The organism is uncultured Flavonifractor sp. (genome assembly GCF_944387675.1).
GTDB lineage: Bacteria > Bacillota > Clostridia > Oscillospirales > Oscillospiraceae > Flavonifractor.
The window spans coordinates 1-24,666 of the sequence record NZ_CALXFV010000022.1 but is presented as its reverse complement, the minus strand read 5'-3'; the positions used below and the strand labels follow the sequence as shown (position 1 = coordinate 24,666).

Below are 24,666 nucleotides of genomic sequence, written 5' to 3'. Positions count from 1 at the left end.
GGGTTGTCGTATACCCGGACAGGGAGGCGCAGCTGCTCTCCGGGCAGGGCGCCACAGGAGCCAACCTCCAATATGCCGGAAAATAACTCGTTGACCGTGATGGTACAGGTACGGTACAGCCCGTTGGAGGTCTCCACCCGGATGACCGCACTGCCCGGCGCCACGGCGGTGACCAGGCCGGTGTCATCCACCGTGGCCACCTCCTCCTGGCTGCTGCTCCAGCGGAGCGAAGGGTCAGTGGCGGTGGCGGGGGACACAACAGCGGTGAGTTGGTACTGCTGGCCGGCCGTCAGGGTCTTGGCGCGGGCGCTGATACTCAGATTTGTAACGGGAATATCGCTGACCTCCTCAGACTCTTTCAGCGCGTTCCAGCAGGGGTCAGGGGAGAAGAGATAGTAGGTGCCATCCCGGGTGAGCTCCAGAATGTTGAACCGGTTGCTGCTGCCGGAGAACGTGATGACCTGTCGGTCTCCTGTGCCGTTGAGTACCGTGGTGTGGTTGCCGGAGGGGGCAAAGGAGCCGGAGATGTGGGTAAAGTTCCCCCGGATACCCAGGGTGCCGCCTTTCAGGGTGTTGGAGGAGCCCTGGATGTACATATCCCCGTCTACCTGGAGAGAATCCTCCTCATATTGCATGACCAGGCTGCCGTAGCCTGAGACATAGATCGTCTCCTGCGCGCTGTTGGTAGAAATGCCCTGCATACGGTAGTCCCCAGACACCGTCATGGCGCCTTTGTTCAGGGTAATTGTACCTTGGCTGTGGAGCAGGTTTCCGTCTATTCCTAGCTTGCCGTTTAGGCAGTCTACATGTCCGCCAATGGTGACGTCTCCTGTGATGTCCAGGGTGTGTCCGTCCAGGCTCAGGCCGGTAATAATGGCTTCATCGCTGGTGATGGCGCAGTTCTGGGTCAGCCGGTCGGCGTCAAGATAGCCGGACCAGGTTACGTCTGTTCCCTCTCCCACCTCCAGGTTGGCGATGACATTGTTGGAACTGTCCAGGGAAATCCGCTGAGGACCGGTTCCCACCAGGGCCAAAGTATTGGTGCCTGAGCAGGAGGGACCGTCGTAGCTCATGTTTTTCCAGTTACCCAGCAGTTCAATCCTGCCGGCGGTGTATCTGGGCGGGGACGAGGAGGGGAAATCGCAGTCGCATATCCAATCCCCCTCGATTCTCAGAAAATCACCCTCGTACTTCATGGAGATATTACCGGAACTGGTGGTATATACAGTTTCCTGCGCACTGTTGGTAGAAATGCCCTGCATACGGTAGTCCCCGGACACCGTCATGGCGCCTTTGTTCAGGGCAATTGTACCATTACTGTGGAGCAGGTTCCCGTCTATCTCCAGAGTGCCGTTAAGACAGTCTACATTTCCGTGAATGGTGACATCGCCTGTGATGTCCAAGGCGTGTCCGTCTAAGCTCAAGCCGGTGATCACGGCGCCGTCACTGCTGAAGGCGGCATCCTGGGTCAACCGGTCGGCGTCAAGATAGCCGGACCAGGTTACGTCTGTTCCCTCTCCCACCTCCAGGTTGGCGATGACATTGTTGGAACTGTCCAGGGAAATCCGTTGAGGACTGGTTCCCACCAGGGCCAAAGTATTGGTGCCTGAGCAGGAAGGACCGTCGTGGCTCATGTTTTTCCAGTCACCCAGCAACTCAATTCTGCCGGCGGTGCATGTGGGCGGGAATGAGGAGGGGAAATCGCAGTCGCATATCCAATCCCCCTCGATTCTCAGGAGATCTTCCGCATACTGCAAGTAAATTCTGCCGGGGCTAGAAGTGTATACAGTTTCCTGTGCACTGTTTGTATAGATGCCCTGCATACGGTAGTCCCCGGACACCGTCATGGAGCCCTTGTTCAGGGTAATATACCCGTAACTGTGGAGCACGTCGCCTGCCACAGTGAGTTTACCGCCCAAAAGGTCAACTGCATAATTGTATCCATCAATATACAGGTTGCCATCTATGATGAGTTGGCCGCCGGAGAGAACCAGTTTACCATCCAAAGCCAAATAGAAATCATTTTTCACATGCAGGGTGTGGCCGTTCAAATCCAGGGTGCCCTTTGAAACCGTCATCTCGCCGTAGGTCTCCAGGTCGGTTGTGAGCGTTGTATCTTCCGTAATGGTAGTGGATTTGAGGGTAAAGACATCCGCGCGGATTTCGTCCGTGACCGCGGGCAAGTCCAGCTCCACCACCGGCAGGGGGGCGGCTTGGAGCTCTTCCGTGGCGGGCGGCTGAGCGGTACCGCTTTCCGCCAAGTACTCCAACTCGTAGAGGTAAGCGTTATAGGAGTTGGTATCCATGTAGTCGTAGGATTCCTGGAGATACCGCTTGATATCAGAAATATTGCTGCGGATGGAATCCAGCTCGTCACTGTTGAACCAGTAGCTGACCTTGGCTGCCAGCCCCTCTTTCATGGCGGCATCGAAAAAGCTGAGGGAGCAGTCCAGACCTTCCAGCAGAGTCTTGCAAAACAGCTTGTAGGATGCGATGAATTTTTTGGCCGTTGCGGCGGAGGGACTGTTTTCAAAGCTCCACTGGCAGGAGATGGTCTCCGCCCGGATCAAGTCCTCCAGACGGTACATGGCCTCCAGCTTATAGTATTCAGCGATGGTGGAGCTGGTATTGAACATCATATTTGCAGTAAATTTTCCGACGGATTGCCCGGCTTGGATAATCAGGCCGTAGCTCCCTGCCAGAGAGAGGACCTCTTTCCACAGCATGGAGGTCATTTCCTTACACACTTCATCCGCCGCCGCGTCTCCCACCAGGATGGCTTTAATCATATCAGGCGAAAGCAGGCCGGAGAGCATGGTGCAAAAGTCGTCCAGGACCAGGTACATGGGAGAGCCAAAGTCTGCCCGATTCCGCAGATCCTCTACGATTTCAGCGGTCTCATCAGAGCACATCAGCAGAGCTTCTACCTTGGAAATCTTCTCAACCGCATCAATGGCAGTGGTGCAGTAAGACAGCCAATCTCCGATTTGATTCACAGACTTTAGTGCGCGGCTGATCCCCTCAATGTTATTCAGACTGGCAGTTAGCTGTTCCAGCTGCTCAGGATCGCTCTCTGCCAGAACGGTATCCTTGGTAAGTCCTTTACAGGCTTCGCTTACCTTGCTCCAGGTGGATACGCCAATGGACTTCCAGCTGGATTCCAGGTCGCCAGCGCCGTCGGACAATGCCTGGATAAAGGAGGACTCCAGGCTGCTGGTGGTGCTGTCATACAGAATATTAAACATGAAAGTGGTATAATATCCCAGTTCCTTTGAGACGTACTCATACTCGCTCGTGATATCAAAGGTTGCAAAGCGCCATCCCAGAAGAAGCTGATTCCAACTGTCCTCCTCCTGCAGCTCGTCCACCCACAAACGGTACGGGTTGGTAAACTCATTTACATAATAGTCGTAGCTGTCATACTGGATCAGATGCCAGGCGCTGTACACTTCCGGTCCCTTTTGGGCGGCATCGGAGGCGGAGAGGGCAGCGACCTGAAGTCGGAAGAAGGGAATGGAGAAAAGCACGGCGATTAAGCATACGCTAACCCATCTGATTGGTTTTTTCATGGCGGCAGCCTCCTGTTCTGGAATAAACGGCTTATTTCCACCCGAAAGTGGAAATAAAAGTGTTTTTCTCATTATAATGGTAAACACTGGAGATTACATTAACGGGGGATAAGAAAATAAAAAAACAGCGCCTGCCCCACTTGCCGGCAGGCGCTGCTGTACCTGGCTTGATAATTTACGGAGTCTGCGTCAGGAAAATGACCCAGTTCAGGTCCTCATACTTCTGCTGCCACTGGCCGGAGCGGTCCCCGAACAGGATGCCGCTGATTTCCACCGCCGTGATGGGCTCCTCCACCGGATATCTGGGGTAGTACTCCACATGCTCAAAGTCCTCCAGATAGGTGTTGTGGAACCCGGCGGGATAGCGCTTGCCCGAGGCGCCGATGAACTGGAGCTCCAGGCTGTGAATGGCGGGGTCCCCCGCCGGAGAGGAGGACCACTCCACAAAATTGGTGACGCCGGAGCCGTCCTCACTCACCAGAACGGTGACGGTCCCCTCCGGGAAGGCGCGGCTGTCCGAGACGGCGGGCCTGGCCTCCTCCGGAATGAGGCGGAGCTCCTGTTCATAGGCGGAGGCGTGCGCGCCCCCCGCTGCCGAGTCATGGGTGAAGCGCAGCCTGAGCCGGTAGCTGTCCCCGGCAAAGGCGCCCACCTGGAACAGGATGGAGTGGGAGCCGTAGGTGCGGTAGCCCGCCTCCCGCAGGGCGGCCCCCTCCGGGGAGCCCCAGGTGTTCAGGTCCTCATAGCTGGCCGAAACGCGGTCCACCGCCTGCTCCCGGGGCAGCCAGTCCCCCTCCTGGTCCCCGGGGGGGAGCAGCTCAGCTTCCACGTCATAATCGGGTATGCTGCTGTCAATGTCCGCCCCCGGCTCCAGCTGGGTGGACAGGTACTCCATCCGGACAAAGAGCTGCCCGCCGGCCTGATAGGCGTCCAGACGGTAGCTCCAGGCGCCGTCGGTCCAGGTCAGCGGCTCCTCCAGCACCAGCACCGGGGTCCCCTGGTCCACCGCGCCCACGCCGGAGAAGTAGTCCACCAGGCGCTTTACCCCCGCCGCCAGGGCGGGATAGTTGGCCAGGCACAGCACGAGAGCCAGGCAGGCCGCCGCCGCGCCCAGCCGCCGCCAGGAGACGCGCCCCGCCCGCCGGGTGGCCAGGGCCTCCTCCGTCAGGGCCACAAGGTCCTCCTCCTCCAGCAGCTGCTCCCAAGCATAGGTTTTCATCCGCCGTCCTCCTTTCCATCCCAGCCCAGTCCCTGCCGGGCCAGCAGTCCTTTCAGCTTCTTCCGCAGGCGGGCCGTCCGGGCGTCCACTCCGTTGGGCGACAGACCCAGAATCCGTCCAATCTCCGCCGACGGCCACTGATAGAGAAAACGCAGGGTGAACAGCCGCCGTTCCGCCGGATTCAGCTCCGCCAGCGCCCGGCGCAGTCCGTCCCGCAGGGCGGCCTGCTCGGCGTGGTCCTCCGCCCGGAGAACTCCCGCATGATCCTCCAGCGGCTCCTCCCGGCGGGCCGCCAGCCTGCGCCGGCGATCCATGGCCCGGCTGCGCACCAGCACGCACAGGTAGGTCTTTTCACTGCCCTTGGCCGAATCCCACTTCTGGGGCTGGTCCACATAGGCCCACACCGCGTCCTGAACGCACTCCTCGGCCTCCTCCGGATGTCCGGGCAGCAGGGCATTGGCCACGGTACCAAGCAGTCTGCCGTACTGGGTCAGCACCCGCTGGGCTTCCTGATTTTGCTCCATGATCGTCTCCACGCCCGCTCCCCCCTTCACTCAATAGTACGATTTGGAAAGCAATTACCTGACGTCGGGCTGCCGGTTTTGACTGCAAAAAGCCCCCGGGCGGATTCGGGACCGGAAAAACCGGTTCCGAATCCGCCCGGGGGCGGAAGGAAACAGGATCAGGCCTGGTCCACCACTTCGCCGGTGAGGACGGTTTTGGCTTCCACGGTCAGTCCGCCGTTCACACAGTCCACGGTGAGGGTATCGCCGCTCTGAACCTCGTCGCCGATGATCTTCCGGCTGATGAGGGTCTCCACAGAGTGCTGCACGAAGCGGCGCAGGGGCCGGGCGCCGAAGGCGGGGTCGTAGGCGCTGTCGATGATGAAGCGCTTGGCGGCCTCGGTGAGTACCACCTTCAGCTGTTTCTCGCTGAGACGGCGGTTGAGCTCGGCCACCAGCAGGTCGATGATGTGGGTGATGTTGTCGCGGGTCAAAGGCTTGTAGAACACAATCTCGTCCAGCCGGTTGAGGAATTCTGGCCGGAAGGAGCGCCGCAGCAGCTCCTCCACCTGGCTTCTGGCCTGCTCGGTGATTTCCCCACTCTGGTCAATGCCGTCCAGCAGGTACTGGGAGCCCAGGTTGGAGGTGAGGATGATGATGGTGTTCTTGAAGTCCACGGTGCGGCCCTGGCTGTCAGTGATCCGGCCGTCGTCCAGCACCTGGAGCAGGATGTTGAATACGTCGGGGTGGGCCTTCTCCACCTCGTCGAAGAGGACCACGGAGTAGGGATGACGGCGGACGGCCTCGGTGAGCTGGCCGCCCTCCTCATAGCCCACGTATCCCGGAGGAGCGCCGATCAGGCGGGAGACGGAGAATTTCTCCATATACTCGCTCATGTCGATGCGCACCATATTCTTCTCGCTGTCAAACAGGGCCTCGGCCAGAGTCTTGGCCAGCTCGGTCTTGCCCACGCCGGTGGGCCCCAGGAAGAGGAAGGAGCCGATGGGCCGGTCCGGGTCGGCAATGCCCGCCCGGCTTCTCAGGATGGCCTCGCTGACCAGGCGCACCGCCTCGTCCTGACCCACCACCCGCTGGTGGAGGATGTCCTCCAGGTGGAGCAGCTTCTCCCGCTCCCCCTCCATCAGCTTGGCCACGGGTATGCCCGTCCAGCGCTCAATGATGCGGGCGATCTCCTCCTCGGTGACCTTGTCCCGCAGCAGGCTTCTGGCCCTGCCCTCGTTGGCGATGGCCTCCTCGGCCTCCAGCTGGCGCTTCAGCTCGGGGATGCGGCCGTACTGCAGCTCGGCGGCCTTATTCAGGTCGTACTGCCGCTGGGCCTTCTCCAGCTCGGCGTTGGCCGCCTCCAGATCCTCCCGCAGCTTCTGCACCTTGCCGATGGCGTTCTTCTCGTTCTCCCACTGGGCCTTCTTGGCGTTGAACTCGTCCCGCATCTCGGCCAGCTCCTTCTGGATGTCGGCCAGGTGCTCCTGAGACAGGGCGTCGTCCTCCTTTTTCAGGGCGGCCTCCTCGATCTCATGCTGGATAATCTTCCGCTGGATGATGTCCAGTTCGGTTGGCATGGAGTCAATTTCGGTGCGGATCATGGCGCAGGCCTCGTCCACCAGGTCGATGGCCTTGTCGGGAAGGAAGCGGTCGGTGATATACCGGTCGGACAGAGTGGCGGCGGCGATGATGGCGCCGTCCTGAATCTTCACCCCGTGGAATACCTCGTAGCGCTCCTTCAGGCCCCGGAGGATGGCGATGGTGTCCTCCACGGAGGGCTCGTTCACCATCACCGGCTGGAAGCGCCGCTCCAGGGCGGCGTCCTTTTCAATATACTGCCGGTACTCGTTGAGGGTGGTGGCGCCGATGCAGTGGAGCTCCCCCCGGGCCAGCATGGGCTTGAGCAGGTTGCCCGCGTCCATGGCACCCTCGGTTTTGCCGGCGCCCACGATGGTGTGCAGTTCGTCAATGAAGAGGATGATGCGGCCCTCCGACTTCTTCACCTCGTTGAGGACGGCCTTCAGCCGCTCCTCAAATTCACCCCGGTACTTGGCCCCCGCGATGAGGGAACCCATATCCAGGGCGAAGATGGTCTTGTCCTTCAGGCTGGCGGGTACGTCCCCCTTCACAATCCGCTGGGCCAGCCCCTCGGCGATGGCGGTCTTGCCCACGCCGGGCTCGCCGATGAGCACCGGGTTGTTTTTGCTCTTGCGGCTCAGAATGCGGATCACGTTGCGGATTTCATCATCCCGGCCGATGACTGGGTCCAGTTTGTTGGCCCTGGCCCGCTCCACCAAATCGGAGCCGTACTTTTTCAGGGCGTTGTAGGTCTCCTCCGGGTTGTCGGAGGTGACCCGCTGATTGCCCCGGACGGCGGTCAGGGCCTGGAGCACCCCCTCCTTGGTTATCTGGTAGGTGCGGAAGAGCTCCTTCAGGGCGCTGTTGGCCGTGTCCAACAGGGCCAGCAGCAGGTGCTCCACCGACACGTACTCGTCCTTCATGGAGGCAGCGATGGATTCGGCGGTATTCAGGCACTTGTCCACGTCCTGTGCCACATAAATTTTGCCCTGCTCCCGGCCGGAGCCGGATACCCGGGGCAGCTTCTCCACCTCCGCCTTGACGGCGGCGGCAAAGGAGGGAACGGTGAGGCCCATGTTCCCCAAAAGCTGGGGGATAAGCCCCGCCTCATCGGCCAGCAGGGCCAGCAGCAGGTGGGGCTGCTCAATCTGCTGGTTGCCGTACTCGGTGGCCAGGCTCTGGGCGGCCTGTACCGCCTCCAGGGATTTCTGGGTGTATTTCTGCGCGTTCATGTCGCGTCACATCCTTTCTGGCGGGCGGATGCCACATCCGCCCCGGGAATCAGCTCTTTTCCCGTCCCAATAGGTAATCTGTTGATACCTTATAATAGTCAGCCAATGCGACCAGGTGGGGCAGGGGAATATCCCGTTTGCCGGTTTCATAAATACTGTAAACTCTTTGATCGATTCCAAGAATCGCGGCGACCTGTGCCTGGGTCATATCGTGATCTTCACGCAGATCGCGCAGCCGGGGAAGATACATATTGTTCACCTCGGCGCTATTGTAGCTTACTATCGGATAATAGTATTGACTCTACTATCAAACAATAGTAATATAACAGCGTGAGGTGATTTTATGTCATTGCCCCGGAAGTATATGGTGGAGAAGCAGGTCTGCGGGACCTGCATCCACTACCGCCAGCACTATGTCCGCAGCGAACGGGGAGAATACTATCCCCTCTGGTACGGCCACTGTATCCACCCCTGGCGGCGGCACCCGGAGCCGGACTTCGGCTGTCCCCGCTGGGAGGGGGCGGAAAACGGGAAGGAGCCGGTCAGCCAAGGCTGACCGGCTCCCGCTTCTCCAGGTCAATCAATGGCAATCCGGCGGGTCTCGGGGACCACGGGGACGGCCTTGGGCAGGTTCAGCTCCAGGATGCCGTTCTGATAGGCGGCGGTGATGCCGCTCTCGTCAATGCCGGTGATATCGAAGGAGCGGGTGAAGGAACCATACTTCCGCTCCCGGCGGATGTAGGAACCCTTCTCGTCCTTCTGCTCATGCTGCTCCTTGTGCTCGGCGGTGATGGTCAGAATGCCGTCCTTCACGTCCAGCTTGATGTCCTCCTTCTGGAAACCGGGCAGCTCCGCTTCTAAAACGAACTTGTCCCCGGCGTCCCGGATGTCGGTGCGGAAGGCGGGCAGGCTGGCGTTGCTGCCCTGGAAGAAATTGCGGGTGAAGTTATCAAAGGTATCAAACACGTTGTCGTTGTTGCGCTCAAAAGGAAGCATACCAAACATAAAGAATCTCTCCTTTAATTTTTGAATTTCAGGTTAGCAGTCTGAAAATCTAATTGCTAATTTGTCGGATATTGCATGGCGCTCATCCTCTTTCCGCCCCGATTGCCCGGGGCTGATCTCGTTTTCTGATTGAGATTATAGGGCGAAGCTGTGAACAAATATACAATAAAATATGTCCAAATTGTAAACATTAGCACTCTTTGATTGAGAGTGCTAATGTGCGGCGGGGGGTTTACGCCGCGGAAAAAAAGCGGTATAATGCCCAGGACGCCGCAAAGGAGGGTGTAAGATGCGACGGAACAACGACCTGGGCCGTGACCCGGTGTTTCCCTTGGTGTGCCGCCTGGCCATTCCCACCATGCTGGCCCAGATGGTCAGCGTGCTTTACAGCATTGTGGACCGGATGTACATCGGCAACATTCCGGAGATTGGGGATTTGGCCCTGGCGGGGGTAGGGGTGTGCGGCCCCATTGTCACCCTGTTGGGTTCCTTTGCCACTCTGGTGGGCCTGGGGGGCGCCCCCATTCTGGCCATGCGGATGGGGGAGGGCAACCAGAGGGAGGCCCGCCGGGCGCTGTCCAACAGCTTTCTCATGCTGCTGGTGCTTTCGGGGGTGCTGACCGCCCTGTTTCTGCTGCTGAAAGGACGGCTGCTCATGTGGTTTGGGGCCAGCCCGGCCACCTTTGGCTATGCCAACACCTATCTCACCATCTACACCGCCGGCACCTTTTTCGCCCTGATGGCCACGGGAATGAACAGCTTTCTCATCGCCCAGGGCTTTTCCGGCCTGGGTATGGCCACGGTGATGCTGGGCGCGGTGCTCAACATCGTCCTGGACCCGGTGTTTATCTTTGTCCTGGAGCTGGGGGTGGCGGGGGCCGCCATTGCCACGGTGCTCTCCCAGCTGGCCTCCTGCGTTTTTGTCCTGTGCGCACTGCTGCGGAAATCCATGCCGGTACCGCTGGGCTGGGGGGGCTTTGAGCGGCGGATCATGCTCCGGGTGGTGACTTTCGGCCTGTCTCCCTTCCTCATCATCGCCACCGACAGTGTGCTGCTCATCGTGCTCAACACCGTGCTCCAGCGGTATGGCGGCCCTGAACTGGGGGATACCCTGGTGACCTGCGCCACCATTGTGCAGAGCTATCTGTTGCTCATCACCATGCCCATGGGCGGCCTCACCCTGGGAACCCAGCCCGTCATCAGCTTCAACTACGGCGCCGGGGACGCCGGGCGGATCAAAACCGCCCTGAAATCCATTGTGGGGCTGTGCCTGGCCTTCTGCGCCATCATGATGGTGGTGACCCACACCCTCTCCCCCCTGTTTGTCCGGCTGTTTACCCAAAATCCCCAGGTGCTGGAGCGCTCGGTGGGCTACATCAAGGTCTTTACCGCCATGATCCTTCCCCTGGCGGTGCAGTATCCCCTGGTGGACGAGACCACCGCTCTGGGCCATGTGCGGCTGGCCCTGTTCTGCTCCCTGTTCCGTAAGACGGTATTTCTATCCTGTCTGCTGCTGCTGCCCGCCCTGGTGTCGGCGGAGGCCACCTTCCTGTCCGAGCCCATTGCCGACGCCGTGGCCGCCACGGTGACGACCTGCCTCTTCCTCCACTTTTTCCCCAAAATTCTCCGGGAGCGGGCGGGCGGACCGGCGGTGTAGAGGCCGGCGCTCAGGCAGGTTTGTGCAAACCAGAAAAAATGTCCCGGAGCACAGCTCCGGGACATTTTTGGTTCGATATGGACTTAATGCTCCTTCCGCTGGCACTTCTTGGGGGTGACGCAGGTGCCTTCCGCGATGGCCACCACAATGGGCTCATCCAGGAAATCAGCGGCGGAGTCGCTGATGTCGGGGCGGGGGACCGCCACCTTGCGGGCCTCAAACTTCATCTTGCGGGAGGTATTGCCGATGTGGGTAATCTCACCGTATGCCTCAATGAAATCACCGGCGTAGACGGGCGCCTTGAACTCAATATTGTTGTAGGCACAGAACAGACCCTCGTCGCCGTCACACTGAATCAGCAGCTCGGTGGCCACGTCGCCGAACAGGTGGACCATGTGGGCGCCATCCACCAGATTGCCTCCGTAGTGGGCGTCCTTGGCGGACATGCGCAGGCGGATCATCGAGGTATACTTTTTCTCGTCCATGTCAATTCCACTCCTCATTCTATGTTGTAAATACGCACAAAAATGGAAACAGATTGGCTGTCTTCATTGTACGTCTCTTTGAGGGGCTTGTCAACAACGGATATTTATGCTATAATTCCACCTTTCTGCTTTACCGAAAGAAAGGACGGTTAACGATTCACCAGCGCCTCGCCCACGGTGTAAATGTCGCCGGCGCCCACCGTGAGGATCAAATCCCCCGGCCGGGCCAGTTCCTCCAGACGGGCGGTCACCTCCGGCAAAGTGGGGTAATATTCACTGCCGGGGATCTGCTGGGCCAAATCCCGAGAGGAGATGCCGATGGTGTTGACCTCCCGGGCGGCAAAAATCTCCGCCAGAATGGTCAGGTCCGGCTGGCGCAGCACCTGCACAAAGTCGTCAAACAGCGCCTTGGTGCGGGTATAGGTGTGGGGCTGGAAGGCGCAGATGATCCGCTCATACCCCAGGGTACGGACGGCAGCCAGCAGGGCCTGGAGCTCTCCGGGGTGATGGGCGTAATCATCATAAATTTCCGCGCCGTGGAAGCTGCCCTTGTGCTCAAACCGGCGGCCGGCGCCCCGAAAGGCGTGGAGTCCCTCGCTTACCGCCTGGGGGGACACCGCCAGGGCGATGGAGGCTGCGGCGGCAGCCAGAGCGTTTTTCACGTTGTGCTCCCCCGGCACCTGAAGCTCCACGTGGGTAAAGACCTCATCCCGGTAAATGACGTCAAAGGCGGGCAGGCCGTCATGCCACACCAGGTTGGCGGCGTGAACGTCTCCCGCCTCCAGGCCGAAGGTGAGGATGGGGCGGCGCTCCCCCTCCAGGGTGTGCATGGTGTTGGCGTCGTCGGCGTTGGCCACGATCAAGCCGTTTTCCGGCACCCGGTCGGCAAAGGCCCGGAAGGAGTGCTCCACATCCTCCAGATCCTTGAAGAAGTCCAGGTGGTCGGCCTCGATGTTGAGAATCACCGCCACCGTGGGGAAGAAGGACAGGAAGGAGTTGCAGTACTCGCAGCTCTCCAGAATGATGGTGTCCCCATGGCCCACCCGGTAGCCAGAACCCAGCAGAGGCAGGGTGCCGCCGATCATCACCGTGGGGTCCAGCTGGGCGGCCATGATGATGTGGGTACACATGGAGGTGGTGGTGGTCTTGCCGTGGGTACCGGAGATGCACAGGGCGTTTTTGTATCCCCGCATGATGGAACCCCAGGCCTGGGCCCGTTCAAACACCGGGATACCCTTGGCTCGGGCGGCAGCAATCTCCGGATTTTCGTCGTGGATGGCGGCGGTGCGGATCACCAGCTCCGCCTCCCCCAGATTTTCCGCCCGGTGGCCGATGGCCACCGGGATGCCCAGGGAGCGCAGATGCTCCACCGTGGGACTTTCATGCATGTCGGAGCCGGTGATGACCATGCCCATCTTGTGGAGCACCTCCGCCAGGGGGGACATGGAGACCCCGCCGATGCCCGCCAGATGCGCCCGGCGGCCGGGGGCGATGTAGTCATGTATGTTGGCGTTTGCCATGGGGTTTACACACCCTTTACTGTGAATTATAATGAAGAAAGTTCCGAACACTATATTATAAACTATGATAGGCAAATAGCAAGGAAAAAATACCATCGGAGGTGTAGAAAATGAGGCGCTGGATGCTGCCGGCAGGGGTGAGCCGCTGCCTGGATACCCTGCGGGCGGCGGGCCACGCCGCCCACCCGGTGGGAGGCTGCGTCCGGGACCTGCTGCTGGAGCGGACGCCGGGGGACTTTGACGTTTGTACCTCCGCCCGGCCGGAGCAGACCATGGCCCTGTTTCCCCGCACCATCCCCACCGGCCTGCGCCACGGCACCGTCACCGTACTGACGGAGGATGGAGCGGTGGAGGTGACCACCTTCCGCCGGGAGGAAGGCTATGCCGACGGCCGTCACCCGGATGGGGTGTCCTTCGACGTGGGGCTGCGGGAAGATCTGGCCCGGCGGGATTTTACCGTCAACGCCATGGCCCTGGGGGCGGATGGAGCGGTCATCGACCCCTTTGGCGGACGGGCCGATTTGGAAGCAGGCGTCATCCGCTGCGTGGGGGAGCCGGAGCGGCGGTTTTCCGAGGATGCGCTGCGGATGCTCCGGGCGCTCCGCTTTGCCGCCCAGCTGGACTTCGCTGTGGCGCCGGATACCTTGGCCGCCATCCGAAGCCATGCCCCCCGGACTGCCCTGGTATCGGGAGAGCGGATCAAGGCCGAGCTGGAGAAAATCCTCCTCTCCCCCCGGCCGGAGTGGGCGGGAAAGGCGGTGGAGCTGGGTCTGCTGGCCCACCTGTGGCCGGAGCGGGCGTGTCCCGATTTGCGGGAGCTGAACCGGCTGCCTCCGGAGCCTGTCCCCCGTTGGCGGGAATTTTGTGAAAAAACCGGCTTCCCCCTGGTATGCCTGCCGGTGGAGCGGACCTTGAAGCAAGGGGTGCTTCACCCCCAGCGGGCGGCCGTCCGCATGCTGGCCCTGTCGGGAGGGGAGCTGGCCGCCCTGGGGCTGGAGGGCGCGGAAATCGGACGGGCGCAGAGAACCCTGGCGGAGCATATCCTGGCCCATCCGGAGGACAACCGCCGGGAAAAACTGCTGGAGCTGCTCCGGGAGAACGGGGCGGGCTGATGCCCGGGTCGGCCCGCTTTCCGCCTGGGACAGGCAAACTGAGGCCCTCTCCTGCATAAGCATGGGAGACAAGGGGGGCGAGACCATGGAGGAAAAACCGAGAGGGCTGCTGGAGAAGACGGCGGAGGCCCTGGATCTGCCGGGGGAGATCGTGGCCGGACTGCCCCACCTGGAGCTCACCGGCAGCCGCCAGCTGCGGATGGAAAACCACAAGGGCATTTTGTCCTATGGAAATGAGGAGATCCACATCTCCGGGGGGCGGATGATCATCAAGGTGCGGGGGAAGGGACTGGAGCTGCGGGCCATGAACGCCGGCCAGCTGCTGATCACCGGCGCCATTCAGGGCGTGGAGCTGAGCTGAGGAGGGCGGGATGCTGAGCTGGCTGACAAACGCCCTGCGGGGCAAGGTGTGCCTGGAGGTGGAGGGGGCCTTCCCCGAGCGCTTCCTCAACCTGTGCGCCCAGCGGGGCGTCTTATTTTGGAATGTGGAGTGGCTGGAGGCCACCCGGCTGCGCCTCACCGTTACTCGCCAGGGGGCGGGAGCGGCCGCGGCGCTGGGGGAGCGGGTGATGTGTACCGTCACCCGGACGGGTCAGGCGGGGGCGCTGGCTTTTCTGGAGCGGTTCCGCCGGCGGTACGCCCTGCTCATCGGCCTGGCCCTGTCCCTGACGGCGGTGTGCGTGCTGTCCCAGTTCGTCCTCACCATTGAGGTGGAGGGCAACCAGCGGGTACCCACCGCCGTCATCCTCACCGAGCTGCGGCGGCAGGGGCTGCGGCCGGGAGTGTACGGACCGGGGCTGGACGAGGAGAGTCTGCGCACCAAGGCCCTGCTCCAGCTGCCGGAGCTGTCCTGGATGAGCGTCAATCTCTATGGCACCCGGGCGCAAGTGCTGGTGCGGGAGGCCACCCCGGAGCCGGAGATGGTGGATCTGAGCCAGACGGGGCGCGTGGTGGCCCGGGCCTCCGGCATTGTCACCCGCATCGAACCCCTCTCCGGCGAGGCCCTGGTGGAGCCGGGGGACACGGTGCTGGCCGGAGAGACCCTGATTTCCGGCACCGTCCACCTGGACGCCCCCAAGTACAGCGAACTGCCCGATTTGGGTACCCTCCAGGTCCGGGCGGAAGGGCGGATCTATGCCCGTACCTGGCGCACCCTGGAGGCGGAGATCCCCCTTACCGGTCAGGTGAAAGTCTACACTGGGGAGGAGCGGAGCCAGTGGTCGGTGACGGTTTTGGGCCAGCGGCTTGTTTTTTTCGGAAACAGTGGAATTCCCTTCGACCAGTATGATAAAATAAAAAAAGTCTGGGAGCTGACCCTCCCTGGCGGTCAGGAGATGCCCCTGACCGTCCAGCGGGAGACCTGCCGGGCCTATACCGCCGCCGCTGCGGAGCTGGATGCCCAAGCCGCCCAGGCTCTGCTGGAGAGCCGGCTGCTGGAGAAGCTGGAGGAGACGGTAGGGGAGGGGGAGATCGTCAGCACCGGCTTTACCGCCCGGCAGGAGGAGGGAATGCTCCGCCTCACCCTCCAGGCGGAATGTACCGAAGAGATCGGGCGGTTTGTACCCGATGAGATCACACAAGAAAACGAGGCCGATCCATGATAGAACAGACCATCAACATCGAGCGGATGGAGGACGTCATCGACGTCTTCGGTTCCTTTGACGAAAATATCAAGCTCATTGAGAACGAGCTGGGCGTTACGGTGGTAAGCCGGGAAGACCACCTGAAAGTATCCGGCGAAGCCGAGCAGGTCATGTACGCCGTCAAGGCCATTCAGGGTCTGCTGGGCCTGGCGGGGCGGAAGGAGAGCATCACCGAGCAGAACGTCCGCTACATCATCAATCTGGTGCGGGCGGGCAATGAGTCCCACATCAACGACATCGCCCGGGATGTGCTGTGCGTCACCGCCAAGGGCAAGCCCATCAAGGCCAAGACCCTGGGCCAGAAGCGGTATGTGGACGCCATCAAGAAGAACACCATCACTCTGGGCATCGGCCCGGCGGGGACCGGCAAGACCTATCTTGCGGTGGCCGCCGCCGTGGCCGCCTTCCGGGACAAGCAGGTAAACCGCATCATCCTCACCCGGCCCGCTGTGGAGGCGGGGGAGCGGCTGGGCTTTTTGCCCGGCGATCTCCAGAGCAAGGTGGACCCCTATCTGCGGCCCCTGTACGATGCCCTCTTCGAGATGCTGGGGCCAGAGACCTACCAGAAGTATGTGGAGCGGGGCAACATCGAGGTGGCTCCCCTGGCCTATATGAGAGGCCGCACCCTGGACGACAGCTTCATTATCCTGGACGAGGCCCAGAACACCTCCCGGGAGCAGATGAAGATGTTCCTCACCCGGCTGGGCTTCGGCTCCAAAATCGTGATCACCGGAGATATCACCCAGATCGACCTGCCCCGGGACACCGTGTCCGGTCTGAAGGAGGCCATGCGGGTGCTGGACGGGGTGGAGGACATCGCCATCTGCAAGCTGAACGAGGCCGACGTGGTGCGCCACGTCATCGTCCAGCGGATCATCAAGGCCTACGAGGCCGACGAGAACAGAAGGAATAAGAAATGAGACACGAAATCCTCATTGAGACCGAGGTGGACGGGGCGGAGGAGTACGCCGGGCTGCTGCGGCAGGTGATTCCCGCCGCCCTGGCCGCCCAGGGGGTGGACGTACCCTGCGAGGTGGACGTGCTGTTTACCGGTGACGAGGGGATCCACGCCATCAACCTGGAGCAGCGGGGGGTGGACCGGCCCACCGACGTGCTCAGCTTCCCCATGTTTGATTTGCGGCCTGGAGAGAACCCCACTGAGGAGGACGCGGACCCGGGTACCGGACTGGTACCCCTGGGGGACATGGTGATCTCCCTGGAGCGGGCAAAGGCTCAGGGGGAGGAATTCGGCCACGGCACCCGCCGGGAGGTGGCCTATCTGGCCGTCCACTCGGTGCTCCACCTGCTGGGCTACGACCACATGGACGAGGGAGCCATGAAGGCGCAGATGCGTCAGCGGGAGGAGGCCATCCTGGGAGTGCTGGGTATCGGCCGGGATTAAAAAATGAAACGCTCAAGAAAGTTGAGGATTACCTGATGGAAATTAAGAAATCCGGGATGATCAGCATTGTGGGACGGCCCAACGTGGGCAAGTCCACCCTCACCAACGCCCTGGTGGGGGAGAAGATTGCCATCGTCTCCAACAAACCCCAGACCACCCGCAACCGCATCTGCGCGGTGGTCAACAGAGGGGAGTGTCAGTACGTCTTTTTGGATACCCCCGGCCTCCACAAGGCCCGCACCAAGCTGGGGGACTATATGGTGAGCGTGGTGCGCCAGAGCGTGGCCGACGTGGACGCCGTGCTGCTGTTGGTGGAACCCATCCCCCACATCGGCGGGCCGGAGGCCGAACTCATTGCCCGCGTGAAGCAGCTGGGCATCCCCTCCGTGCTGGTCATCAACAAGATTGACACGGTGGAGAAGGAGCAGCTGCTGGCGGTGATGCAGGTTTATGGCCAGGCCCACGACTTTTCCGCCATTCTCCCCATCTCCGCCAGAACCGGCGAGGGGGTGGAGGAGCTGCTGGATTTGCTGGGGGAATTTTTGCCGGAGGGCCCCCAGCTCTTCCCCGAGGATATGGTCACCGACCAGCCCGAGCGGCAGGTGTGCGCCGAGATTATCCGGGAAAAGCTGCTGCTCTGTCTGGACAAGGAGATCCCCCACGGCACCGCCGTGGAGGTCACCCGCTTCTCCGAGCGGGACAATGAGATCATTGATCTGGACGCCACCATTTACTGTGAGAAGGCCAGCCACAAGGGTATCATCATCGGCAAGGGAGGCGCCATGCTGAAAAAGATTTCCACCCTGGCCCGCACCGATATCGAGGACTTCATGGGTACCAAGGTCTTTCTCCAAACCTGGGTGAAGGTGAAGGAAAACTGGCGGGACAACCTCAATTTGATCCACAATTTCGGATATAAGGACGAATAAACACATTTTACCGCTGATAAACCGCCGCCCGGCGGCCAAGCTAACACCGGAAGGAGTGGCTGGACGTGGAGCGGACGGAGCTTCTTTGGCGGCTGTTTGTGCGCACCGGCCTGCCGGAGGCGTACACCCTGTACCGGCGTGCCTCCCTGGAGAAGGGGGAGAAAAAGCCGGCGCGGTCCGCGGGCGGCTGACCGCCCGCCTACATAACGGGAGGAGAGAGCATGCACATTACCACCCAGGGCCTGGTGCTGCGGGAGGTCAACTACAAGGAAGCGGACAAAATCCTCACCGTCCTCACCGCCGAGGGGGGCAAGCGTACGGTAAAGGCCCGGGGCTGCCGGAGGAAAAGCAGCCCCCTGGCGGCCTCCGCCCAGCTGCTGGTGTACGCCGACATGACCCTCTTTGAATACCAGGAGCGCTTCACCCTCAACGAGGCCGAGTCCATCCGCCAATTTTGGCATGTGAAGTCGGACGTGGAGCTGCTGGCCCTGGGCTCCTATTTCGCCGAGGTGATGGAAGCTGTGGCGGTGGAGGGCAGGCCCGACCCGGCCGCCCTGTCCCTCATCCTCAATTCCCTCCACGCCCTGGACAAGCTGAACAAGCCCCAGGACCTGGTCAAGGCCGCCTTCGAGCTGAAGCTCATGTGCCTGGAGGGGTACGAGCCCCTGCTGGACGCCTGCGCCGCCTGCGGCCTGCCCCAGCCGGAGGAACCCCGGCTGGATTTGCTCCAGGGTGTGCTCCACTGCGCCGCCTGCAAGGAGGAGGTGGGGGAGGAGGGGGTTTCTCTCCCCCTGGAGCGGAGCGCCCTGTCCGCCATGCGGCACATTGTCTACGGAGACCCCAAGCGGCTGTTTTCCTTTCAGCTGGACCCGAAGGGATTGGACTGCCTGGGCCGGGTGTGCGAGGACTTCCTCCTCACTCAGCTGGACCGGGGATTCCGCACCCTGGACTTTTACAAACGACTGAAAGCGGGGATGTAAGATGAAGCTGTACATAGCCGACGCCTTTACCGCCACACGCTTTTCCGGCAACCAGGCGGGGGTAGCCCTGCTGGGGACGGAGGACTTTCCGGCGGAGGAGCTGATGCGGGCCTTGGCGGGTGAGCTGAAACACTCTGAGACCGCCTTTGTGCGGCAGACCGGGGCGCGCGCTTTTCACATCCGGTACTTCACCCCCGCCGAGGAGGTGGATTTGTGCGGTCACGCCACCATCGCCGCCTTCACCGTCCTCCGGGATACCGGGGCTGTCTCCCCGGGAGACTACGCCCTCCACACCCGCTCCGGAGATCTGGAGATCGGCGTGGACCCAGGCGCGGTGTGGATGGATATGGCCGCTCCCAAGGACGGGCAGAGCTTTTCCCCGACCGAGCAGGCGGACCTGTACGCCGCCTACGGCCTGAGTCTGGCCGACCGGCCGGAGGGGCTGGAGCCCCAGGCGGTGAGCACCGGCCTGATGGACATTCTGCTGCCGGTGAAGGATCTGGACGCCCTGAACCGGGCGGAGCAGGACGAGGGGGCAGTCACCCGGCTGTCCAAGCGCTATGACGTGGTGGGGGTCCACATGTTCTGCCCCAATACCCCGGACGCCGCCGCCCACTGCCGCAATTTCGCCCCCCTGTACGCCATCCCGGAGGAGGCGGCCACCGGCACCTCCAACGGAGCCCTGACGTATTATCTGTACCGCCGGGGTCTGGTCCGGGCGGGAGGGGAAAATCGGTTTGTCCAGGGCGAGAAGATGGGCAAGCCGTCGGAGATTTTAAGCCGCATCACCGAAGGGACGGACGGGGTAAAGGTCCGGGTGGGGGGCAGAGCCCTGCCAACCCTGAAATGTGAGCTGCTGGAGGGGTAGCCGGCTACTCAAACAAGCGGTCCCGGGAGAATGGGCCAATCTCCCGGGACCGCTGTCTGTTCAGTTGAAATTGTAGGCGGTGAGGATCCGTTCCCGGTCGGTTACCTGGTCGTTGAAGAACTCATAGTAAGACAGACCCAGGAAGGAGCCGGAAATGTTGTACAGGTTGTCCCAGCCCATGCCCTGAAGGGCCATGATGGCATTGTAGCTGCGTTGGCTGGTGCGGCAGTGGAGATAAACCGGTCGGTCCCTGGGAAGTTCGGCGGTTCGCGCCCGGAGCTGACTCAGAGGGATGTTGACTGCCCCCACAATGTGACCGGCCTCGTACTCCGCCGCCTCCCGCACATCCACAATGCAGGCCTTTTGGGCCACCAGCCCCCGCACTGCGGTGACAGGAACCTGGCGGAACACCCCCTGTTTGACGTTGAGGGCCACCAGCGCCGCGTAGTTTACCACATCCTTGGCGGTGCCGTACATGGGAGCGTAGCACAGCTCCAGATTTTTCAGATCCTCCAGGGTGCCGCCCATGGCGATGAGGGTGGCGACCACGTCGATCCGCTTGTCCGCCGCCCCCCGGCTGATTGCCTGTGCGCCCAGGACCTTTCCGGTGTCGGGCTGGTAGAGCAGCTTGAACTGCACCGGCTGCGCCCCGGGCATGAGGCCCACCCGGTCGCCGGGCAGCACGTAGACAAAGTCATATGCCACCCCCGCCGCCCGGGCGGTCTTCTCATTCAAGCCGGTGCAGGCGGCGGTCCAGTCGAACAGCTTGATCACCGAGGAGCCCAGGAAGGGCCGCACCAGATCCGGCCGGCCGCAGATGCTGTCCGCCGCCGCCCGGGCCTCCTTCTGGGCGGGGCCGGCCTGGGTCAGCCGCATAGGCCGGCCGGTGAGCATGCTGCGCACCTCAATGGCGTCTCCCACTGCAAAAATGCTGGGGTCGCTGGTGCGGCAGCACTGGTCCACCAGAATGCCGCCGGTCTCGCCCAGCTCCAGCCCGCACTGCTTGGCCAGGGTCACCTCAGGCCGCACGCCCAGGGCCATGACCACCCCAGGCGCGGACACCTTCCGACCGGAGGTGAGTTCCAGCCCGTCGGGCATCAGGCGCTTCACCCCGTCCCCCAGGATCAGCTCCACCCCGTGGTCGTAGAGCACCTTGTGCAGGGTCTGGGCCATGTCGTAGTCCAGAGGGGCCATGACCTGATCCTGCGCCTCCACCAGAGTCACCCGGACCCCGGCCAGACAAAGGTTTTCCGCCACCTCCAGGCCGATAAAACCGCCGCCCACCACGGCCAGCTCCTTGATCTTGCCCTGGCGCAAAAACGCGTCCAGCTCCCGGATGTCCTTTACATCCTTGACGGTGAAGACCCGGGCGGTATCCAGCCCCTGGATGGGGGGCAGCAGAGGATTGGCCCCCGGAGCGAGGATCAGCTGGTCATACCCGTCCCAGAAATCCCGGCCGGAGGAAAGGTCCTTGACCCGCACCCGTTTTCCGGCCCGGTCGATTTCCACCACCTCGTGGCGGGTGCACACGTCCAGGTTGTATTGGTTTTTAAACTTTTCCGGGGTAATCATAATCAGATCGCCGGCGCCGGGTACCACGCCGCTGAGCAGAAAGGGAAGGGAGCAGTTGGAGAAGGAGGCGTCGGGTCCCCGCTCGTAGACGGTGATCTGAGCGTCCTCCTCCAGCCGCCTCAGCCGGGCCGCCGCCGACGCGCCGCCTGCGACTCCGCCGACCACAATTACTTTTCTTGACATGGCGATCACTCCTTTCAGGTGGGTGCTGAAATAGGGTATCATCAGATGGGACCAGTATAACATAAAACGCCCTGTAAGTCTAGAGGTTTATAGGCTATTTTTGCGGCAAAGCACACTTGTCAAGGGGCGGGTTTTGTGCGACAATAATAAAAGCAATTTTTGTGGGGAGCCTATGTGATATGACCGACTTATTTGAAAAATCCATCCAGACTCTGGAACTGCCCCGGGTGCTGGAGCGCCTGGCGGAGCAGGCGGTGACGGAGGAGGGGAAGGACCGCTGCCTGGCCCTGCGTCCCCTCACCGATGCCGACGACGTGCAGCGGGTGCTGGACGAGACCACCGCTGCGGTGAACATGACCGCCCTGCGGGGGTCCCCCTCCTTTTCCGGGGTGCGGCCAGTCCGCGCCTCCCTCCAGCGGGCGGATATGGGGGGCGCGCTGAACACCAGGGAGCTGCTGGACATTGCCGCCGTCCTCCGCGCCGCCCGCTCCGCCAGGGAGTATGGTGAGGGAGAGGGAGACCGGACGAAAACCTGCATCGACCACCTGTTTCGTTCCCTGACGGCCAACCGGTTTCTGGAGGAAAAGATCACCGGAGCCATTGTGGGGGAGGACGAGATTGCCGACGCCGCCAGTCCCGAGCTGGCCGCCATCCGCCGGCACATCCGAGCCACCGCCTCCAAGGTGCGGGACATTCTCAACAAGCTCCTCTCCTCCAACCAGGCCAAGTACCTCCAGGACGCCATCATCACCCAGCGCAATGACCGCTTTGTGGTGCCGGTGAAGTCGGAGCACAAAAACGATATCCCCGGTCTGGTTCACGACGTGTCCTCTTCCGGCTCCACCTTCTTCATCGAACCCATGGGAGTGGTGAAGGCCAACAATGAGCTCAGGGAACTCCAGTCCCGGGAGGAGAAGGAGATCGAGCGGATTTTGGCGGAGCTGTCCGCCGAGTGCGCCCAATTTAAGGAGGATATCAGTCAGGACTACGACCTGCTGATTTTGCTGGATGTGATTTTTGCCAAGGCCAGACTGGCCTACCGGATGCGGGGAAGCGCGCCCCGGATCTCCCGGCGGGGGCTGTGCCTGCGGAAGGCCCGCCATCCCCTGTTGGACCCGGGCAAGGCGGTGGCCAACGATTTGATGCTGGGAGAGGAATTTGACACCCTGGTGATCACCGGCCCCAACACCGGCGGCAAGACGGTGACCTTGAAAACCATGGGCCTGCTGACCCTGATGGCCCAGTGCGGCCTCCACATCCCCGTGGCAGACGACAGTCAGATCCGGGTATTTACCCGGGTGCTGTCCGACATTGGAGATGAGCAGTCCATCGCCCAGAATCTGTCCACCTTCTCCTCCCATATGGTAAATATTGTGGGCATTTTGAAGGAGGCGGACCCGGATACCCTGATCCTTTTTGACGAGCTGGGTGCCGGCACCGACCCTGTGGAGGGGGCGGCCCTGGCCGCCGCCATCATCGACAGCGCCAGGGAGATGGGCGCTCTGGTGGCCGCCACCACCCACTATGCCGAGCTGAAGGTGTATGCCATGACCACCCGGGGGGTGGAAAACGCCTCCTGTGAGTTTGACGTGGACTCCCTGGCCCCCACCTACCGGCTGCTCATCGGCATTCCCGGCAAGTCCAACGCTTTTGCCATCTCTCAGCGGCTGGGCCTGCCAAAGGAGATTATCCAAAAGGCTGCCGGGCGCATTGACGCGGAGAACATTCGCTTTGAGGACGTGCTCACCCAGTTGGATGAGCAGCGCCAGGAGATGGAGCGGGAAAAGCAGGCCGCCGCCCTGCTCCGCCGGGAGATGGAGGAGACCGCCAAGGCCTCCCGGGCGTACAAGGACCAGATGGAAGCCCAGCGGCTGCGCGCGGTGGAGAAGGCCCAGGCGGAGGCCCGGGCCATTCTGGACGAGGCCAGGAACACCGCCGACCAGGTCTTCCAGGAACTCAACGACATGCGCCGCCGCCAGCGAAAGGAGGAGGACTGGCAGGCCGTCAACGATGAGCGGGCCGCCCTGCGACACCGGCTCAACGAGGCGGAGAGCAAGCTGGGAGCCAGACCGGAGGAGCCGGCGCCGCCTCCCACCCGGCCCGCCAGAGCGGGGGACACGGTGGAGCTTGTTAAAATGGGGACCCAGGCCACCGTGCTCAGCGTGAACAAAGACGGCTCCCTCCAGCTCCAGGCGGGAATTCTGAAAATCACCGCCAAGCAGGAGGAGGTCCGGGTGGTAGAGGGCGAGAGCATCAAATCCGCCAAAAAGGTGGTCCAGCGGGCCGAACACAAGCTGCGCACCCTGGGCGCCTCCCCGGAGGTGGATTTGCGGGGTATGATGACCGACGAGGCCATTGCCGCCCTGGACCTGTTTCTGGACAGCGCGGTGCTGGGCAAGCTCAATGAAGTGCGCATCATCCACGGCAAGGGGACCGGTGCGGTGCGGAAAGCGGTGCGGGAGCACCTGAAGCGCAGCCGGTATATCAAGTCCTTCCGCCCCGGCCGCTACGGTGAGGGGGAGGACGGGGTGACCATTGCGGAGCTGAAGTAAAACTGGTTGGTCAATCAAACCAGTTTCTTGTTTGGAATTTGTGCATTTTGTCATTGACGGTTTGGGATAAATTTGCTATTCTATTATACGAAGTATGCGAATGCATCTTGGGGGGAAACGCTTATGTATATGAAAGAGGCAGTCGTGAATAACCAGGTCGGGCTGCATGCCAGGCCAGCCACATTCTTCATCCAGAAGGCCAATGAATTCAAAAGTTCGATTTGGGTGGAGAAGGACGAGCGGAGAGTGAATGCCAAGAGTTTGCTGGGCGTCCTCTCTCTGGGGATCGTCAAGGGGACTTCCATCAACCTCATTGCAGACGGCCCCGATGAGAAGGAAGCGGTGGAGGCTCTCATTGAGCTCATCTCCTCCAATTTCTCTGAGTAAGTCAACAGCGAAAGAAAAAAGCGCCGCAATGCGGCGCTTTTTTTGACCTTAGCCTCTCTCAGAGAGGCGGCGCGCAGCGCCGGAGGGAAATGCCGCCCTCAGTCGGATTCGCTGACAGCTCCCTCGGAGAGGGAGGCAAGGGCAGAGAGGAGGGTATGTTATTACTTTCGACGAGTTAAAAGAAAAAGCTCATGCCCTGCCGCTGAAGCCGGGCGTGTATATCATGCAGGACAAGAAGAACACGGTCATCTATGTGGGCAAGGCCAA

At 61.6% G+C, this 24,666-nt stretch carries 22 protein-coding genes; 13 read left to right on the top strand and 9 right to left on the bottom strand.

From position 1 onward, the window contains the following. From Q0J74_RS03830 to Q0J74_RS03810, 5 genes are all read right to left on the bottom strand, one after another. Nucleotides 1-3,569, bottom strand: a 3,569-nt coding sequence (locus Q0J74_RS03830) for an Ig-like domain-containing protein (protein WP_297210845.1), incomplete at its 3' end; no start/stop codon positions are given. A gap of 175 nt (nt 3,570-3,744) precedes the next feature. Further along, nucleotides 3,745-4,788: a hypothetical protein gene (locus Q0J74_RS03825; RefSeq protein ID WP_297210843.1), complete on the bottom strand. Its 1,044-nt coding sequence runs from the start codon at nt 4,786-4,788 to the stop codon at nt 3,745-3,747. Beyond that, on the bottom strand, nt 4,785-5,324 hold the full coding sequence (locus Q0J74_RS03820) for a sigma-70 family RNA polymerase sigma factor (RefSeq protein ID WP_297210840.1): 540 nt from the start codon (nt 5,322-5,324) through the stop codon (nt 4,785-4,787). The genes Q0J74_RS03825 and Q0J74_RS03820 overlap by 4 nt, the downstream gene beginning before the upstream one ends. Before the next feature lie 146 nt (nt 5,325-5,470). Next, a complete protein-coding gene (gene clpB / locus Q0J74_RS03815) occupies nt 5,471-8,104 on the bottom strand; it encodes an ATP-dependent chaperone ClpB (protein ID WP_297210837.1) in 2,634 nt (877 codons plus the stop codon). A gap of 49 nt (nt 8,105-8,153) precedes the next feature. Further along, nucleotides 8,154-8,354, bottom strand: coding sequence for a helix-turn-helix domain-containing protein (locus tag Q0J74_RS03810; RefSeq protein ID WP_297210834.1), 201 nt, complete (start codon nt 8,352-8,354; stop codon nt 8,154-8,156). Nucleotides 8,355-8,447: 93 nt separating this feature from the next. On the opposite strand from Q0J74_RS03810, the gene Q0J74_RS03805 reads away from it, so the two are divergent. Continuing rightward, on the top strand, nt 8,448-8,660 hold the full coding sequence (locus tag Q0J74_RS03805) for a hypothetical protein (RefSeq protein ID WP_297210832.1): 213 nt from the start codon (nt 8,448-8,450) through the stop codon (nt 8,658-8,660). A gap of 20 nt (nt 8,661-8,680) precedes the next feature. Here the strand turns inward: Q0J74_RS03805 and Q0J74_RS03800 are convergent, their stop codons facing one another. Next, nucleotides 8,681-9,109 carry an Hsp20/alpha crystallin family protein gene (locus Q0J74_RS03800; protein ID WP_297210829.1) on the bottom strand — a complete coding sequence of 143 codons (429 nt, stop codon included), beginning with the start codon at nt 9,107-9,109 and terminating at the stop codon, nt 8,681-8,683. Between the two features lie 289 nt (nt 9,110-9,398). Between Q0J74_RS03800 and Q0J74_RS03795 the strand changes: the two genes are divergently transcribed. Further along, nucleotides 9,399-10,766, top strand: coding sequence for an MATE family efflux transporter (locus Q0J74_RS03795; RefSeq protein ID WP_297210827.1), 1,368 nt, complete (start codon nt 9,399-9,401; stop codon nt 10,764-10,766). A gap of 83 nt (nt 10,767-10,849) precedes the next feature. Here the strand turns inward: Q0J74_RS03795 and Q0J74_RS03790 are convergent, their stop codons facing one another. After that, nucleotides 10,850-11,251 carry a hotdog fold domain-containing protein gene (locus tag Q0J74_RS03790; protein ID WP_297210824.1) on the bottom strand — a complete coding sequence of 134 codons (402 nt, stop codon included), beginning with the start codon at nt 11,249-11,251 and terminating at the stop codon, nt 10,850-10,852. 149 nt (nt 11,252-11,400) lie between these two features. Further along, nucleotides 11,401-12,771, bottom strand: coding sequence for a UDP-N-acetylmuramate--L-alanine ligase (gene murC / locus Q0J74_RS03785; RefSeq protein WP_297210821.1), 1,371 nt, complete (start codon nt 12,769-12,771; stop codon nt 11,401-11,403). Nucleotides 12,772-12,881: 110 nt separating this feature from the next. Here murC and Q0J74_RS03780 point away from each other — a divergent pair, with 110 nt between their 5' ends. The 9 genes from Q0J74_RS03780 to Q0J74_RS03740 all read left to right on the top strand — a co-directional run bounded on the left by Q0J74_RS03780 (nt 12,882) and on the right by Q0J74_RS03740 (nt 19,705). Next, nucleotides 12,882-13,883, top strand: coding sequence for a tRNA nucleotidyltransferase (locus Q0J74_RS03780; protein WP_297210818.1), 1,002 nt, complete (start codon nt 12,882-12,884; stop codon nt 13,881-13,883). Nucleotides 13,884-13,968: 85 nt separating this feature from the next. Beyond that, a complete protein-coding gene (locus tag Q0J74_RS03775) occupies nt 13,969-14,244 on the top strand; it encodes a YabP/YqfC family sporulation protein (protein WP_297210813.1) in 276 nt (91 codons plus the stop codon). 10 nt (nt 14,245-14,254) lie between these two features. After that, complete coding sequence (locus tag Q0J74_RS03770; protein WP_297210809.1) at nt 14,255-15,484, top strand: sporulation protein YqfD; 1,230 nt, start codon at nt 14,255-14,257, stop codon at nt 15,482-15,484. Beyond that, nucleotides 15,481-16,446, top strand: coding sequence for a PhoH family protein (locus Q0J74_RS03765; protein ID WP_297210806.1), 966 nt, complete (start codon nt 15,481-15,483; stop codon nt 16,444-16,446). Before Q0J74_RS03770 ends, Q0J74_RS03765 begins: the two co-directional genes overlap by 4 nt. Beyond that, nucleotides 16,443-16,928, top strand: a complete 486-nt coding sequence (ybeY, locus tag Q0J74_RS03760; RefSeq protein ID WP_297210803.1) for an rRNA maturation RNase YbeY — start codon at nt 16,443-16,445, stop codon at nt 16,926-16,928. Before Q0J74_RS03765 ends, ybeY begins: the two co-directional genes overlap by 4 nt. 35 nt (nt 16,929-16,963) lie before the next feature. Next, the gene (gene era, locus Q0J74_RS03755; RefSeq protein WP_297210799.1) at nt 16,964-17,857 is read left to right on the top strand and encodes a GTPase Era; all 894 of its coding nucleotides are present in this window, start codon (nt 16,964-16,966) and stop codon (nt 17,855-17,857) included. Between the two features lie 65 nt (nt 17,858-17,922). Continuing rightward, nucleotides 17,923-18,048: a hypothetical protein gene (locus Q0J74_RS03750; RefSeq protein ID WP_297210797.1), complete on the top strand. Its 126-nt coding sequence runs from the start codon at nt 17,923-17,925 to the stop codon at nt 18,046-18,048. Nucleotides 18,049-18,078: 30 nt separating this feature from the next. After that, complete coding sequence (gene recO, locus Q0J74_RS03745) at nt 18,079-18,837, top strand: DNA repair protein RecO (protein ID WP_297210794.1); 759 nt, start codon at nt 18,079-18,081, stop codon at nt 18,835-18,837. Nucleotide 18,838: 1 nt separating this feature from the next. Next, entirely contained in the window at nt 18,839-19,705 is an 867-nt protein-coding gene (locus Q0J74_RS03740; protein ID WP_297210791.1) for a PhzF family phenazine biosynthesis protein, read from the top strand. Between the two features lie 60 nt (nt 19,706-19,765). On the opposite strand, the gene Q0J74_RS03735 is transcribed toward Q0J74_RS03740, so the two are convergent. Continuing rightward, nucleotides 19,766-21,460 (bottom strand): FAD-dependent oxidoreductase, encoded by a 1,695-nt coding sequence (locus Q0J74_RS03735; protein WP_297210788.1) that lies wholly within the window; start codon nt 21,458-21,460, stop codon nt 19,766-19,768. Nucleotides 21,461-21,639: 179 nt separating this feature from the next. Between Q0J74_RS03735 and Q0J74_RS03730 the strand changes: the two genes are divergently transcribed. Both Q0J74_RS03730 and Q0J74_RS03725 read left to right on the top strand, forming a co-directional pair. Then, entirely contained in the window at nt 21,640-24,012 is a 2,373-nt protein-coding gene (locus Q0J74_RS03730) for an endonuclease MutS2 (protein ID WP_297210785.1), read from the top strand. Between the two features lie 123 nt (nt 24,013-24,135). Further along, nucleotides 24,136-24,399: an HPr family phosphocarrier protein gene (locus Q0J74_RS03725; protein ID WP_007495691.1), complete on the top strand. Its 264-nt coding sequence runs from the start codon at nt 24,136-24,138 to the stop codon at nt 24,397-24,399. Nucleotides 24,400-24,666: the final 267 nt, after the last annotated feature.

Excerpts from the sequence above, each read along its gene's own strand:
- Q0J74_RS03825 (WP_297210843.1), bottom strand. The coding sequence starts at position 4,788 with ATGAAAACCTATGCTTGGGAGCAGCTGCTGGAGGAGGAGGACCTTGTG.
- clpB (WP_297210837.1), bottom strand. The coding sequence starts at position 8,104 with ATGAACGCGCAGAAATACACCCAGAAATCCCTGGAGGCGGTACAGGCC.
- Q0J74_RS03810 (WP_297210834.1), bottom strand. The coding sequence starts at position 8,354 with ATGTATCTTCCCCGGCTGCGCGATCTGCGTGAAGATCACGATATGACC.
- Q0J74_RS03805 (WP_297210832.1), top strand. The coding sequence starts at position 8,448 with ATGTCATTGCCCCGGAAGTATATGGTGGAGAAGCAGGTCTGCGGGACC.
- Q0J74_RS03800 (WP_297210829.1), bottom strand. The coding sequence starts at position 9,109 with ATGTTTGGTATGCTTCCTTTTGAGCGCAACAACGACAACGTGTTTGAT.
- Q0J74_RS03795 (WP_297210827.1), top strand. The coding sequence starts at position 9,399 with ATGCGACGGAACAACGACCTGGGCCGTGACCCGGTGTTTCCCTTGGTG.
- Q0J74_RS03790 (WP_297210824.1), bottom strand. The coding sequence starts at position 11,251 with ATGGACGAGAAAAAGTATACCTCGATGATCCGCCTGCGCATGTCCGCC.
- murC (WP_297210821.1), bottom strand. The coding sequence starts at position 12,771 with ATGGCAAACGCCAACATACATGACTACATCGCCCCCGGCCGCCGGGCG.
- Q0J74_RS03780 (WP_297210818.1), top strand. The coding sequence starts at position 12,882 with ATGAGGCGCTGGATGCTGCCGGCAGGGGTGAGCCGCTGCCTGGATACC.
- Q0J74_RS03775 (WP_297210813.1), top strand. The coding sequence starts at position 13,969 with ATGGAGGAAAAACCGAGAGGGCTGCTGGAGAAGACGGCGGAGGCCCTG.
- Q0J74_RS03770 (WP_297210809.1), top strand. The coding sequence starts at position 14,255 with ATGCTGAGCTGGCTGACAAACGCCCTGCGGGGCAAGGTGTGCCTGGAG.
- Q0J74_RS03765 (WP_297210806.1), top strand. The coding sequence starts at position 15,481 with ATGATAGAACAGACCATCAACATCGAGCGGATGGAGGACGTCATCGAC.
- ybeY (WP_297210803.1), top strand. The coding sequence starts at position 16,443 with ATGAGACACGAAATCCTCATTGAGACCGAGGTGGACGGGGCGGAGGAG.
- era (WP_297210799.1), top strand. The coding sequence starts at position 16,964 with ATGGAAATTAAGAAATCCGGGATGATCAGCATTGTGGGACGGCCCAAC.
- recO (WP_297210794.1), top strand. The coding sequence starts at position 18,079 with ATGCACATTACCACCCAGGGCCTGGTGCTGCGGGAGGTCAACTACAAG.
- Q0J74_RS03740 (WP_297210791.1), top strand. The coding sequence starts at position 18,839 with ATGAAGCTGTACATAGCCGACGCCTTTACCGCCACACGCTTTTCCGGC.
- Q0J74_RS03735 (WP_297210788.1), bottom strand. The coding sequence starts at position 21,460 with ATGTCAAGAAAAGTAATTGTGGTCGGCGGAGTCGCAGGCGGCGCGTCG.
- Q0J74_RS03730 (WP_297210785.1), top strand. The coding sequence starts at position 21,640 with ATGACCGACTTATTTGAAAAATCCATCCAGACTCTGGAACTGCCCCGG.
- Q0J74_RS03725 (WP_007495691.1), top strand. The coding sequence starts at position 24,136 with ATGTATATGAAAGAGGCAGTCGTGAATAACCAGGTCGGGCTGCATGCC.